The sequence below is a fragment of the Hydrogenophaga sp. L310 genome (assembly GCF_055703065.1).
In genome coordinates, this window is the sequence record NZ_JBVPZA010000018.1 from 1 (window position 1) to 12,843 (window position 12,843).

The following is a 12,843-nucleotide window of genomic DNA, read 5'->3' on the forward strand; positions in this document are numbered from 1 at the left end:
CGTACCTGCGCCTGTCCAAGCTCAAGCACCTTCCAGCCAACCCGTTCGAGCACGCAGCGCCGCGCTTCGCAGGCCTCACCACGCATCGGAGTTGAAGGTCAAGTTCCATGCAAAACGGCATTGAGCCTTCGCAAGAAGGGCTTTTCGGTTTACACATAGAAATTCAAAACACTCGTCTGATAATCCCAAAGGGTTGATGGAAGTGGATTTCCTAATCTTAAAACATGCGAAAATTACATGGCGCTTGTCATAGAAGAACCAAAGAGCGGTAATACCCCCTAAGATTGTCGAGATTTCTAGTGCTAGCCCCATTTTTGCCTCGATTAGACTGCGAAAGAATGCTCCGCCGAAAGAAGCGGTTAGGCAGTTGTCTGCGACAACTCAATCAGCGCGCGTCCAACTCCTGCCGCCAACTCTTGCTGAGCGGTTGGTGTCATGCGACTCGCCTCGCTCCAAAATCCTTTCAGATCATTGCTGTAGTCGACACAGTATTTTAAGTTTGCAACTTGAAGCCTGTACTGAGGGTCGGCGTAAAGCTCTGAGGCTATTTCAAAAACGTCTTGTAGCGATAGGTTGCGACGACTAGCTACGAAGGATAGAGCCGCGATATAAGAAAGAACGGATTCGTTGAGAGGCGCGGCTTGCCCAGATTCTTCTATCTTCCGGATTTGGGCAGAAAAAACTGGTGCAATTGCAGAAGAGATCATTCTGGTGTCTATGGGCCTAAGGTCATGAATCCCATTCTGAAGAATGCGCCATCCAGGTATCGATATGAGCGCAAACGGAAACAGAAGAATCGGGGTGAACCATATAAGAAGCACAACACCAACGACAACAGTTCCGAAGCAAAAGGCAAGCCAGAGGCCTTCAAGAGCGATGCCGCATGCCACGAGTGAAAGTCCGAGAAAGATTCGGAACATTGCTTTAATCATTGCATCTTATTTCAAGTTTTGTTGGTAACAATTGACTTTGTGATGCTCAATATATTCTCGAAGTTTCTCGCCGTTCCGCCTTCAGACACGATAGGCCGTCGGCAGAAATAGTGGATGGATGCCGAGCGGCAGTATGTGAGTTGCTGGCCAAGCAGAATGTGGATGTCTATTCGGGTGGATCAATAGTTGCATTTGTCATACCGCCAGCGCCAATATTAGAACGAGGATACTTATTATACTTACTGTATCACGAAATATCTCGATCCTGCACCCAAAGTACATCACCGCAAAGCACCTCTTTTATTTTTCCAAGACCAATTGCTTGGCGGATTCAAGTCTGAAGTGCAACACTTGCCACCGAGTAAGGTCCGCAGATGCAAAGTACCCCGCCCAAGCGCTATCAACAGCTCCAGCCTGTAGACCGTGTGACCCTGGCCAGTCTGGCCCAGCAGAAGTACAGCGTTCGAGCCATGGCCCAAGTCCTGGGTCGTTCCGGACTTGAATCCGCCCATTGATAAAACCCTATCAGGAGCGAACGCGATCGCCAACGTTTATTGATGCAGGATACCAACTCGCGGTCGTTAAACAAAGCCGCTTGGCTCATCCTAATAGATAGTGTGATCAGGTTTAATAGAACCGACCAGAAGCAGGTTATCAGGTTGTGATCAGTTGCAATGAACAACGGTACTAATACCGACGCCAAGCGGACTAACAAGTGATAGAGATGGCTCACAAGTGAGACCTAAGTTTTCTACGTCATATGCAACATTCATAAAGTGAGGATTAGGATGCAATTTTCGTCGGAAAAGCTAGTCTACGTTGTACAACTCGTACCGACCGCTGAGAATGCTTTTCTTGGCATCATTAATCTCCTGCTGATCTCTTATCAAAAACGATAGATCGGAAAAATTCGCTAGCGTCGCTCGAAAGAAGTAGTTCTGACCTGCTTCGAACTTTGCTGGAATAAAACTCGGGATCAGTCCACCACTTAACTTGTACTCATACTCACCGGGAGGTAATTCAAGGAAACCATACTCTCCGGTGTTCAAGGCGATTTTTGGCTGGCCTTTGATTTCGAAGTTGACATCCGCAGCCGACCCCAATATTCCGGACTTCCACTGGTATACATAAATACCAGCCTTATCAGGGGGCGGCGACCGAAAGTTCGATGTGGTGTCGAGTCCCAATTGCTCGTGAGGTACCACTGCGCAACCCGCCAGTCCAAAGACAATCATCAATGTGGCGAAGTATTTCATTTCAATTGATCCATTCATTGAATATAGAGTTCGATGCTTATGCACTTTTCGCCTTTGGAAAATAAAAGCCCGAGAACGAGTATCGGGCTTTCCATGGAACGAAACCTAGTAAAAGTAAGTTATCACGGTTGGTTCAGGTTTGCTCTCTGAAAATCCAACCTCGCAGGCGAACCTGCAAAAAGAGGCGCTCCATTTTTCCTGCAAGGGAGCAGGGGGAGGATGACGTGTTCCAACGATTGTGTCAATAGTACTGACGCTTTTGAGACACTTGGTGCAAAATAGCCAGCAGTTATCTGCTGGATACGCTGGGTGTACGGAACTGAGACAGAAAAATGTTGCCTATTTGGCGCTGTTTTTCATATGTTCATTTCCCAAGAAAGATCTGCATGAATGGCCGCTTTGGGCATGCCGTCCGTGCGTCAGCTCAGGGTCGGGAGTGTCTCTCCGCCCCGTCAGAAACCGGTCCCTCACCAAGGGCTTGATGCCTTCAACTGGCGAGTACCCGGTATTGACGGTGAAGCGGTCACTTGCGTGGTCGATCACTGAACGACCGGTGACGACCGTCGCTACTGTTCTGAGCGCCGTCCGCGAGTGACTCAGTTCAGCGCCGCTGGAAGTCCAGGAGTTCCTTGTTTTCGTCCTTGCCCACGGCGGGCAACACGGGTTCCAGCGTCATGCCGCACTTCGGGCAGTTGCCCGGCTGTTCCTGCCGAATTTCAGGGTGCATCGGGCAGGTATACACACGTCCGGGCTGCCGCCGCGTTCGGTTCGTGCGCAGCGGGAGTGTTTCCCGCGTGAGGGATATGGGGGTTCAGTGCTTCTGTCACCATGATCACTTCAGCTCAACCCGGCCCTGTCTGTCACAGGCGGCGCAGTTGCCTGCCGCGTCCAGCGTCGTCGCACCAGCTTTCGCGCTTCGCTGAACCAGAGCACGCCGCTGGCCATCGTCACACACACGCCCCACTGGCCCGCCGAGAGCGGAACGGTGCCAAAGGCGAGGTTGAGAAAAGGCAGGTGCACGACGGCCACTTGCAGCGCTGCCGACAAGGCCACCGCGGCCCACAGCCAGCGGTTGGAGAACGGCGCGAGGAACGCGGATGCGCTGGCCGAGCGCGCGTTGAAGCAGTTGAACAGCTGCGTCAGCACCAGCACCGTGAAGGCGGCGGTGCGCGCCAGTTCCAGGCTGTGCGGGCCCGCGCCCAGCCAGCGGTCGACCGGCTCGATCAGCCCGCCGGGCAGGAACAGGTCCAGCGTCAGCAGGGTCAGCACCGCCATCACCACGCCGCCTTCCACCACGCCCCACGCCATGGCCCTGTCCAGAATGCCCTGGCTGCGCGGGCGCGGCTTGCGCGCCATCACGTCGTCGGCGATCGGGTCCACGCCCATGGCCAGCGCGGGCCCTGTATCGGTGATCAGGTTGATCCACAGGATCTGTGTGGCCAGCAGCGGCAGCACCACCGCGCCACCCGATCCGGTGGCCGTGGCCTTCAGACCAATCACACCGGCCCCCACCACGCCGGCGAACACCGTCAGCACCTCGGCCAGGTTCGACGACAGCAGGTAGCGCAGGAACTTGCGGATGTTGTCAAGCACACCGCGCCCCTCGCGCACCGCCAGCACGATGGTGGCGAAGTGGTCGTCGGCCAGGATCATGCGGGCCGCTTCCTTGCTCACCTCGGTGCCCGCCACACCCATCGCCACGCCGATGTCGGCAGCCTTCAATGCGGGGGCGTCGTTGACGCCGTCGCCCGTCATGGCCACCACCTGGCCGCTGCCCTGCAGCGCCTGCACGATGCGCAGCTTGTGCCGAGGCGCCACGCGGGCGAACACCGATGTGTTCTGCGCGGCGGCAGCGAAGGCGGCGTCATCGCCCAGCTTGTCGAGCTCGATGCCCGTGAGCACCGGCGCCCCGGCATCGACGATACCGAGATCGGCGGCGATGCGCGCCGCCGTGCGCGGGTGGTCGCCGGTGATCATGATCACGCGGATGCCTGCCTGGCGCGCCTCGGCGATGGCCACGGCCGCTTCCTCGCGCGGCGGGTCGATGATGCCGACGGTGCCGAGGTATTCCAGGCCCTGCTCAAACGCAGCCGCCTCATCCGCATCGTTCGGGATCTGCGCGTCGGGCGCCAGTGTGCGGCGCGCCACGGCCAGCGTGCGCAGCGCGTCACCGGTCATCGCAGCCACGTCGGCCAGCACCCGCGCGTGCAGGGCGGCATCAAGCGCCACCGTGTCCTCGCCGCGGCGCGCGTGGGTGCAATGCGCCAGCAGCTCATCGGGCGCACCCTTGGTGAAGAGCACATGCGCGTCGCCGTCGGCATGGTCCACCAGCAGAACCGACATCATCTTGCGCTGCGAGGTGAAGGGGATTTCGCCGATGCGCTCGAAGCGTTCCTCCGTCCCGGGCGTGGCCTCGCTTTTGGCCGGATCACCCAGCTTGCGTTCGGCCACCAGGAACGCGGCCTCGGTCGGGTCGCCCTGGATCACCCAGGTGCCGGTTTCGTCCTGCTGCAGCTGGGCATTGCCGGCCAGGCTGCCGCCGCGCAGCACGGCCTGCAGCTCCAGGCGCAGCGGGCCTTCGGCCAGTTCGGTACCCGCCGTCTCGGCGCGCCCCTCGGGGGCGTAGCCCACGCCGGTGATGTCGCTGCGGCCCGAAGCCGTCATCACCCTTTGTACGGTCATCTCGCCGCGTGTCAGCGTGCCGGTCTTGTCTGACGCGATGACGGACGCCGAGCCGAGCGTCTCGACAGAGGCCAGTTGCTTGACGATGGCGTGGTGGCGCGCCATGCGGCGCACGCCCATCGCCAGCACCACCGACAGGATGGCCGGCAGGCCCTCGGGCACGGCGGCCACGGCCAGTGACACGCCCAGCAGCAACACCGTGATCACATCGGCCACGCCATGGATGTCCGAGATGAGCAGGATCGTGACCACCACCAAAGCTGCAATCACCAGCGCCGCAATCCCCAGCACCTTGCCCAGGTGCGCGACCTCGACCTGCAGCGGCGTGGGTGCGTCGGGCGTGGTGTCCAGCAGGGTGGCGATGCCGCCCATCTCGGTCTGCATGCCGGTGGCGGTGACGATGGCCTGCCCGGTGCCTTGCGCCACCGCGGTGCCCTTGAAGACCATGTTCAGCCGGTCGCCCAGCGCCACCGGCCCGGGCAGCCGTGCCGCATTCTTCAGCACCGCTTCGCTTTCGCCTGTCAGGGGCGCCTCCAGCAGCTTCAGCGCGGCGGCCTGCACCAGGCGGGCATCGGCGCCCACGGCGTCGCCCTCGGCGAGCACCAGCACGTCGCCCTTGACGAGTTCGGCGCTGGGCACCCGGGTCACGGCGCCATCGCGCAGCACGGCCGAGGTGGCGGTGGTCATCTTCGCCAGTGCTGCCACCGCCTGCGCTGCCTTGGCCTCCTGCAGCCAGCCCAGCACCGCGTTCAGCACCACCACGCCGGCGATGACGATGGCATCGAGTGGCCAGCCGGCCACACCGGCCTGGCCACGGCCTTCGAACCACCATGCGGCCAGGGCCACGGTCGCGGCCGCACCCAGCAGGTAGACAAGGGGGTCCTGCAACTGGGCCAACGCACGGCGCCACATGGGCACAGGCGGCACCGCGCGCAATTCGTTGGGACCGTCTGCCTGCAGCCGTTGGGCAGCCTCTTCGGCGCCCAGGCCGCGTTCCAGATCGGTGCCGAGCGACACGGCCAGATCAGCGCTGTCGATCAGTGACGGGTTGGCCTGGGGCACTCTGGGGCTGTGGTTTGAAGAAGCATGGTGCTCCGGCTGTCAGCGGTGATGTTTGCAAGACATTTGCAGCTGCGGGTACCCGTGGGCGCTCAGCGGGGGCATGTCCCGTTCGATGACCAGCCCGGCGAACCAAGGCATGGGATGCGCAACTTTCGGTACCTCGTCGCTGTGCTGGCAGACAAAGCAGTGGAATTCCCCAGACCATACCATCGACCCGGCTCTCCACCCGGACACAGCTTCGTCATGTCGTGGCAATCAGCGCCGGATCGTCGGCATGGTCAATCACAAGCGCCTGCACCCAGCCTTGCCAGGTGTCGGCGAACGCGCGCCGAGCGGCGGCATCGATATAGCGGTACTCGATCAGCCCGCCCTCGACCGCACCCAGCGCGTCGGCCAGCGGGTCAACGACAAAGATCGCCGGCACGGCGTCAAAGAAGGCAGGGGTCTGCATGGTCGACGATGTCGCTGCGGCCCGTTTGCGCTGCGGCATCACGCAACGTTTTTAATGCGGCGACGATGCCCTGGTGTTCCTTGATGAAATGCGGATGCATCAGCTGCGCCAGCGTCCTGGCCGCCTCGCCGACTTCGCCGCCCGCTTGTGTCGCCAGGCGCAACCGCTCGTGCAGGGCCTCGTGTTCCTGTTGCAACGGCAGGGGTATCTTGAATTTCATGGTCGGATCCTCGGGGTGTCGGTGAGAGGGGAGAAAGGTTCCAAGATGCGCGGCTGTCGGTGAGGCGTCTGTGCGCTGACGCACAGGGCATTCCCATCACCAACGCCGCCCATCCACCTCTTCGCTGCGTTGGTGACTTTGTGCGATAGTGAACAGAGCGCGTCGGGCTTTCAGCCCACACTCCGCCGATGGTCCGTTCGGCGCCGGCGTTTCAGGCTCAAGGGTTGATGCGAGGCATCTTGAAAGCACTGCTGCTGACGTATTGGGATTCACTTCGGTCCAGTTTCTGGTTCGTGCCGGCGGCCATGGCCTGCCTGGCCGTGGCACTGGCCGTCGCCGCCGTCGAGCTCGACAAGGCCGTCGGTGACGACTGGCTGGAGCGCCTGGGCTGGAGCTACTCCGGTGGCGCCGAGGGCGCCAGCCTGCTGCTGGGCACCGTGGCCGGGTCGATGATCGCCATCGCCGGGACGGTGTTCTCGATGACGCTGGTGGCGATGTCGCTCGCCTCGTCCCAGCTGGGGCCGCGCCTGCTGCGCAACTTCATGCGCGACACCGCCAACCAGGTGGTGCTCGGCACCTTCGTGGCCACCTTCGTGTACTGCCTGCTCGTGCTGCGCACCATCCGGCGCGCCGACGAGGTGGCCTTTGTGCCCCATCTCTCCGTCAGCATCGGCGTGATGCTGGCCATGGTCAGCATCGGGGTGCTGATCTACTTCATCCACCATGTCTCGGTCTCGATCCAGGCGGATGTGGTCGTGGCCCGGGTGGGCCACGAACTGGAAGACGGGATCGGCAGGCTGTTTCCCGGCCAGTTGGGCCAGCCTGGGTCTGAAACCTCGAACGCGCCACGAGAAGCCCGCCTGCCAGCCGCGTTCGATCGCGAGGCGCTTCCCGTGGGCGCGCTCGAAGACGGCTACCTCCAGTTGATCGATGCCGACGCCCTGATGGAGCTGGCCAGCCAGGAAGACCTGCTGCTGCGGCTGGAGCGTCGCCCCGGGCACTACCTGGTTCATGGCCAGGCGTTGGTCATGGTGTGGCCGGGGGAGCGTGTGACAGAAGCCCTGGTGGATCAGCTGAACGACGCTTTTGTATTCGGCAACCAGCGCACGGCCACCCAGGATGTCGAGTTCTCGTTCCTCCAGTTGGTCGAGATCGCGGTGCGGGCGCTGTCCCCGGGCATCAACGACCCGTTCACGGCCGTCGCCTGCGTGGATCGACTGGGATCGGCCCTGAGCCGGCTGGCCCGATGCGACATGCCATCACCGCTGAGGTTCGACGCCGAAGGGCGGCTGCGGCTGGTGGCGCATGGGGCCACGTTTGCCGGCATCGTTGACCTGGCTTTCAACCAGATCCGACAAAACGCCCGGTCCAACCCCGCCGTGGCGATCCGCATGCTCGACGCCATCGCCCAGATCGCCGGCCACGTGCAACACCCGCAGGACACGGCCTGCCTCCAGCGCCACGCAGACATGATCGTCCGCGGGGCGCGGGAAGCCGTGCCGGAGGCGAACGATGTGCTCGCCGTCGAGGTGCGTTTCATGGCGGCGACACAGGTGTTGCGCAGGCTTCACGGCTAGCTGACGCTTCACAGCTGGTTCACCGGCAGCAACCAGCCTCAAGCATCCTGTCGCGACAACCAACCAACGCGGTTATGCGTTTGAATGCGAACCCGTATCAGGTCATGACGGTGGGTGCGTCCATCCCGGTGTGCTGCCGGATGTGGGCCACGGCTTCGGCCAGCGCCACCAGCGGTGCGAGCGCTTCCTGGGCCGGCACGTCGTGGCGGCTGGCATCGGGTTCGTGGCGCTCCAGGTAGACGCGCAGCGTGGCGCCCTCGGTGCCGGTGCCGGAGAGGCGGAACACCACGCGCGACGAATCTTCGAGCACCACGCGCACGCCCTGTTTCTGGCTCACCGAGCCGTCCACCGGGTCGGTGTAGGCGAAGTCGTCGGCCCAGGCGATGGGTTGGCCCGCCACCGCCGTGCCACCCAGCGTGGGCAACTGGGCGCGCAGTTCGCTCATCAGCGCGTTGGCCTTCTCGGTGGCGATGCCGTCGTAGTCGTGGCGCGAGTACACGCAGCGGCCGTGCGCTCGCCAGAGGCCACGCACCAGCTCTTCCACCGATTTGCCGGTCACGGCCACGAGGTTGAGCCAGAACAGCACGGCCCACAGGCCGTCTTTTTCGCGCACGTGGTCCGAGCCGGTGCCGTAGCTCTCTTCACCGCAGAGCGTGACCTTGCCCGCGTCCAGCAGGTTGCCGAAAAACTTCCAGCCGGTCGGCGTTTCGTAGCAGGCGATGTCCAGCGCTTTCGCCACGCGGTCCACCGCGGTGGAGGTAGGCATGGAGCGCGCCACGCCGGCCAGGCCCCGGGCGTAGCCGGGCACCTGTGTCGCGTGGGCCGTCAGCACGGCCAGGCTGTCGGAGGGCGAGACCAGGAAGCAGCGGCCGAGGATCATGTTGCGGTCGGCATCGCCGTCGGACGCGGCCCCCATGTCGGGCGCGTCGGCCGCCATGAGGTGGGCCACGAGGTCGTCGGCGTAGGCCGGGTTGGGGTCGGGGTGCAGGCCGCCGAAATCTTCCAGCGGCTCGGCGTGCACCACGGTGCCGGCGGGCGCGCCGAGTTCGCCTTCGATGATGGCCTTGGCGTAGGGGCCGCCGACCGCCCACATGGCGTCGTAGCGCAGGCGGAAGCCGCGGGCGAACAGCGCGCGGATGGCGTCGAAGTCGAACAGGCTGCGCAGCACGGCCGCGTGGTCTGCCACCGGATCGATCACCTCGACGGTCATGTCCTCGATCTGCTGGGTGCCCTGCATGTCGATGGCGATGTCGGCCGCGTCGCTGATCTGGTAGCGCTCGATGACCTGGGTGCGCTCGTAGATCGCCTGGGTCAGTTTCTCGGGCGCGGGGCCGCCATTGGCTGCGTTGTACTTGATGCCGAAATCGCCGTCGGGGCCGCCGGGGTTGTGGCTGGCCGAGAGGATGATGCCGCCGCTCGCCTGGTGGCGGCGGATCACCGCGCTCGCGGCGGGCGTCGACAGGATGCCGCCCTGGCCCAGCAGCACGCGCGCGTAGCCGCGCGCCGCGGCCATCTTCAGGATGGTCTGCACCGCGGCCCGGTTGTGGAAACGCCCGTCGCCACCCAGCACCAGGGTCTGGCCGGTGGCCAGCTGGTATTCGCCGTGCAGCACATCGAACAGCGCCTGCACGAAATTCTCGAGGTAGCGCGGCTGCTGGAACACCGTGACCTTCTTGCGCAGGCCGGAGGTGCCGGGCAGCTGGCCGGCGAAGGGGGTGGTGGGCAGGGACTGGAGGGTCATGGCGGTTCCTGGTTTTTCGAGGGGAGGGTATGGCAGCCCGTCGCGGTGAGTTGCAGCACGCGCTGCGCCCGCGCAGCGGCCGCTTCGGAGTGCGTCACCAGCACCAGCGCTGCACCACTGTCGCGGGCTTGTTGTTCCAGCACACCCATCACCTGGCGCGCGGTGGAAGGGTCGAGGTTGCCGGTGGGTTCATCGGCGAGCAGCAGGCTGGGGCGGTGCACCAGGGCGCGCGCGATCGCCACGCGCTGCAGTTGCCCGCCGGAGAGCTGGGCCGGCAGGCGCTCGCCGAGTCCGCCCAGGCCCACCGCTTCGAGCATCTGCGCCACGCGCGCCGGGTCCGGGCGCTTCAGCAGCAGCAGCGGCAGCCCCACGTTCTGCGCCACGTCCAGGTGCGGCAGCACGTGGAACGCCTGGAACACGAAACCGAGCTTTTCGCGCCGCCAGTGCGCGCGCTGCACCTCGCCCAGCTGCCCCAGGTCCACGCCGTCGTGCGTGATCGTGCCCTCGCTCCAGTCGTCCAGCGCGGCCATGCAGTTGAGCAGGCTGGATTTGCCCACGCCGGATTCGCCGACGATGGCGATGAACTCGCCCGGCTCGACGCGCAGGTTCACCTGGCTGAACACGGGCGTGTCGCCGTAGCGTTTGCTCAGGTTGTGGATGACGAGGGTCATGCGGTCTCCCTGGCTGGCCCATCCAGCCAGCGGCTGGCCCATTGCAGCACCTGTGCCAGCGCATCGGACGCGTCGCAGGCCACGACCACGCGTTCCGGCATGGAGCGCAGCCAGGTGATCTGGCGTTTGGCCAGCTGGCGCGTGGCGAAGACGCCGCGGTCGCGCAGTTCGGCGAGCTGGGGCGCGCCGGGTGTTTCACCGTGGGCGTCCAGCGCCTCCCAGGCCTGGCGGTAGCCGACGCAGCGCATGGACGGCAGGTCGGGGTGCAGGTCGCCGCGCGCGCGCAGTGCACGCACCTCGTCCAGGAAGCCCGCCGCCAGCATGGCGTCGAAACGCTGGGCGATGCGCGCGTGCAGCCAGGCGCGGTCCTGCGGTTCGAGCGAGAGCAGGGCGCCGGGCGCGATCGGGCTGGTGGGCGTGGTCTCGTCCGGCCCGGTCTGGAAGGCCGAGATCGGCTGGCCCGAAACCTCGAACACTTCCAGCGCGCGCTGGATGCGCTGCGAGTCGTTGGGGAACAGGCGGGACGCCGTCACCGGGTCCACCCGCGCGAGTTCGGCGTGCAGCGCGGGCCAGCCGAGCTGGGTGGCGCGCGCTTCGATGCCTTGGCGCACAGCGGCGTCGGCGCGGGGCATCTGATTGAGGCCCTGCATCAGCGCCTTGAAATACAGCATGGTGCCGCCCACCAGCAGCGGCGTGCGCCCGCGCGCCTGGATCTCGCCGATCAGCCGCGTGGCGTCGGACACGAAGCCGGCGGCGCTGTAGGCCTGCAGGGGGTCGAGGGTGTCGATCAGGTGGTGCGGCACCTGGGCCAGCTCGTCGGGCGTGGGCTTGGCGGTGCCGATGTCCATGCCGCGGTAGACCAGGGCCGAATCGACGCTGATGATCTCCACCGGCCAGCGCTGTGCGATGGCCAGCGAAGCCGCGCTCTTGCCGCTCGCGGTGGGCCCGGCGATGGCCAGGCAGCGCGGCCGATCAGCTGGCATTCGTCGCTCCGGCGTTGGTGTGCACCGGTGGCGTCTTCACCTCACCAAAGCGCTGCACCAGCGTCCAGGCCGTGGCCGCGATCAGCACGCTCCAGAACCAGACGCCGTTGGTCAGCGGCAGCACGCTGTCGGGCTGGGCGGCCAGGCTTTTGCCGAGCCAGCCGCCCATGAAGAAGGCAGCGATCATCATCATGAAACCGCTGAGCGCCGAAGCCGCGCCCGCGGCCTGCGGGAACGGCCCGACGGCGCCACTCTGACCGCAGGGCTGGTGCACGCCGTGGGCCAGCATGAAGCCGTAGAACGGCACCATGATGGCGGCCACGTGCTGCACGCCCGCGAGGGCGAGCAGGCCCATGCTGGTGCCGGCGGTGAGGGTGCAGGCGCCCGCCAGCGCCACCGTCTTGCGCACGCCGTAGCGCGGCAGCAGCCGGCGGCAGATGAAGGTGCCGGCGATGTAGCTCAGCGACATGGTGAACATGGCCAGTCCGTAGGCCGGCTGCGACAGGCCCAGCACCTGGATGAAGACGAACGAAGACGCGGCCAGGAAGGTGAACAGGCCACCGTAGGATGTGGTGGCCAGCAGCGTGAAGGCCCAGAAAGTGGGGTTCTGCAGGATGGCCCACCAGGTGCGCAGCAGCGTGACCGGTTCCAGTGCGCGCGGGTTTTTCTGCGCCAGGGTTTCCTCGAAACGCAGCGCCACCACCAGCAGCGTGCCGGCGCCGAACACCGCCAGCGCCATCAGCGCCACGCGCCAGCCCAGGTATTCGGCCAGCAGGCCGCCCAGCGGCGCGCTCGCGCAGGCGATCACACCCAGACCGGTGAGGCCCTTGGACATGATGCGGGCACCGTCTACCGGTGCGTAGAGATCGCGCACGATGGCGCGTGCGCACATCACGCCCGCGCCCATCGCCACGCCCTGCAGCGCGCGCCAGACAATGAGCTGGTCCATCGAAGCAGAAAACGTGCTGCCCACCGAGGCCACCACGTAGAGCAACATGCCCACCAGCAGCACCGGCCGGCGGCCGAAGCGGTCCGACAGCGGGCCCCAGACCATCTGCGACAGGCCGAAAGCCAGCAGCAGCGCGGTCAGCGTGAGCTGGGCCTGCGACATCGCCGCACCAAAGCCCTGGGTCATGGCGGGCAGGGCGGGGAGGTAAAGGTCGGTGGTGACGGGTTGCAGACCCAGCAGCAGCGAGAGCACCAGCACGATCAGGCCGGGCGACATGGAAGGGGGCTTGGCGGACATCCAGTCGAGGGTAGCAGATGCG

At 64.5% G+C, this 12,843-nt stretch carries 10 protein-coding genes and 2 pseudogenes; 2 read left to right on the forward strand and 10 right to left on the reverse strand.

The window, feature by feature from the left end; genetic code table 11:
- Window positions 1–359: 359 nt before the first annotated feature.
- Window positions 360–932 (reverse strand): hypothetical protein, encoded by a 573-nt coding sequence (locus AC0GNO_RS20945; protein WP_472905366.1) that lies wholly within the window; start codon window positions 930–932, stop codon window positions 360–362.
- 374 nt (window positions 933–1,306) lie between these two features.
- Here AC0GNO_RS20945 and AC0GNO_RS20950 point away from each other — a divergent pair.
- Window positions 1,307–1,426 (forward strand): annotated as a pseudogene (locus AC0GNO_RS20950) (helix-turn-helix domain-containing protein); the annotation flags it as partial.
- Window positions 1,427–1,741: 315 nt separating this feature from the next.
- Here the strand turns inward: AC0GNO_RS20950 and AC0GNO_RS20955 are convergent.
- The 5 genes and pseudogenes from AC0GNO_RS20955 to AC0GNO_RS20975 all read right to left on the reverse strand — a co-directional run bounded on the left by AC0GNO_RS20955 (window position 1,742) and on the right by AC0GNO_RS20975 (window position 6,603).
- Window positions 1,742–2,188, reverse strand: coding sequence for a DUF2846 domain-containing protein (locus tag AC0GNO_RS20955; RefSeq protein ID WP_472905367.1), 447 nt, complete (start codon window positions 2,186–2,188; stop codon window positions 1,742–1,744).
- A gap of 604 nt (window positions 2,189–2,792) precedes the next feature.
- Window positions 2,793–2,942, reverse strand: a pseudogene (locus tag AC0GNO_RS20960) (heavy metal-binding domain-containing protein); the annotation flags it as partial.
- A gap of 83 nt (window positions 2,943–3,025) precedes the next feature.
- Window positions 3,026–5,932 carry a cation-translocating P-type ATPase gene (locus tag AC0GNO_RS20965; protein ID WP_472905368.1) on the reverse strand — a complete coding sequence of 969 codons (2,907 nt, stop codon included), beginning with the start codon at window positions 5,930–5,932 and terminating at the stop codon, window positions 3,026–3,028.
- 241 nt (window positions 5,933–6,173) lie between these two features.
- Entirely contained in the window at window positions 6,174–6,383 is a 210-nt protein-coding gene (locus AC0GNO_RS20970) for a hypothetical protein (protein WP_472905369.1), read from the reverse strand.
- Window positions 6,361–6,603 (reverse strand): hypothetical protein, encoded by a 243-nt coding sequence (locus tag AC0GNO_RS20975; RefSeq protein ID WP_472905370.1) that lies wholly within the window; start codon window positions 6,601–6,603, stop codon window positions 6,361–6,363. Before AC0GNO_RS20975 ends, AC0GNO_RS20970 begins: the two co-directional genes overlap by 23 nt.
- A 239-nt stretch (window positions 6,604–6,842) precedes the next feature.
- Here AC0GNO_RS20975 and AC0GNO_RS20980 point away from each other — a divergent pair, with 239 nt between their 5' ends.
- On the forward strand, window positions 6,843–8,180 hold the full coding sequence (locus AC0GNO_RS20980; protein WP_472905371.1) for a DUF2254 domain-containing protein: 1,338 nt from the start codon (window positions 6,843–6,845) through the stop codon (window positions 8,178–8,180).
- Between the two features lie 97 nt (window positions 8,181–8,277).
- Here the strand turns inward: AC0GNO_RS20980 and AC0GNO_RS20985 are convergent, their stop codons facing one another.
- Genes AC0GNO_RS20985 through AC0GNO_RS21000 form a run of 4 tightly spaced genes read right to left on the reverse strand, consistent with a single transcriptional unit; the run spans window position 8,278 to window position 12,821 of the window.
- Window positions 8,278–9,921, reverse strand: a complete 1,644-nt coding sequence (locus AC0GNO_RS20985; protein WP_472905372.1) for an alpha-D-glucose phosphate-specific phosphoglucomutase — start codon at window positions 9,919–9,921, stop codon at window positions 8,278–8,280.
- Window positions 9,918–10,592, reverse strand: coding sequence for an ABC transporter ATP-binding protein (locus tag AC0GNO_RS20990; protein ID WP_472889753.1), 675 nt, complete (start codon window positions 10,590–10,592; stop codon window positions 9,918–9,920). Before AC0GNO_RS20990 ends, AC0GNO_RS20985 begins: the two co-directional genes overlap by 4 nt.
- Complete coding sequence (gene miaA / locus AC0GNO_RS20995) at window positions 10,589–11,575, reverse strand: tRNA (adenosine(37)-N6)-dimethylallyltransferase MiaA (protein ID WP_472905373.1); 987 nt, start codon at window positions 11,573–11,575, stop codon at window positions 10,589–10,591. The genes AC0GNO_RS20990 and miaA overlap by 4 nt, the downstream gene beginning before the upstream one ends.
- Window positions 11,565–12,821 carry a Bcr/CflA family efflux MFS transporter gene (locus AC0GNO_RS21000; protein ID WP_472905374.1) on the reverse strand — a complete coding sequence of 419 codons (1,257 nt, stop codon included), beginning with the start codon at window positions 12,819–12,821 and terminating at the stop codon, window positions 11,565–11,567. The genes miaA and AC0GNO_RS21000 overlap by 11 nt, the downstream gene beginning before the upstream one ends.
- Window positions 12,822–12,843 lie beyond the last annotated feature (22 nt).

What these genes read in the sequence shown, in the direction of transcription:
- AC0GNO_RS20945 (WP_472905366.1), bottom strand. Translation starts at nt 932, where the DNA reads ATGATTAAAGCAATGTTCCGAATCTTTCTCGGACTTTCACTCGTGGCA.
- AC0GNO_RS20955 (WP_472905367.1), bottom strand. Translation starts at nt 2,188, where the DNA reads ATGAAATACTTCGCCACATTGATGATTGTCTTTGGACTGGCGGGTTGC.
- AC0GNO_RS20970 (WP_472905369.1), bottom strand. Translation starts at nt 6,383, where the DNA reads ATGCAGACCCCTGCCTTCTTTGACGCCGTGCCGGCGATCTTTGTCGTT.
- AC0GNO_RS20975 (WP_472905370.1), bottom strand. Translation starts at nt 6,603, where the DNA reads ATGAAATTCAAGATACCCCTGCCGTTGCAACAGGAACACGAGGCCCTG.
- AC0GNO_RS20985 (WP_472905372.1), bottom strand. Translation starts at nt 9,921, where the DNA reads ATGACCCTCCAGTCCCTGCCCACCACCCCCTTCGCCGGCCAGCTGCCC.
- AC0GNO_RS20990 (WP_472889753.1), bottom strand. Translation starts at nt 10,592, where the DNA reads ATGACCCTCGTCATCCACAACCTGAGCAAACGCTACGGCGACACGCCC.
- miaA (WP_472905373.1), bottom strand. Translation starts at nt 11,575, where the DNA reads ATGCCAGCTGATCGGCCGCGCTGCCTGGCCATCGCCGGGCCCACCGCG.
- AC0GNO_RS21000 (WP_472905374.1), bottom strand. Translation starts at nt 12,821, where the DNA reads ATGTCCGCCAAGCCCCCTTCCATGTCGCCCGGCCTGATCGTGCTGGTG.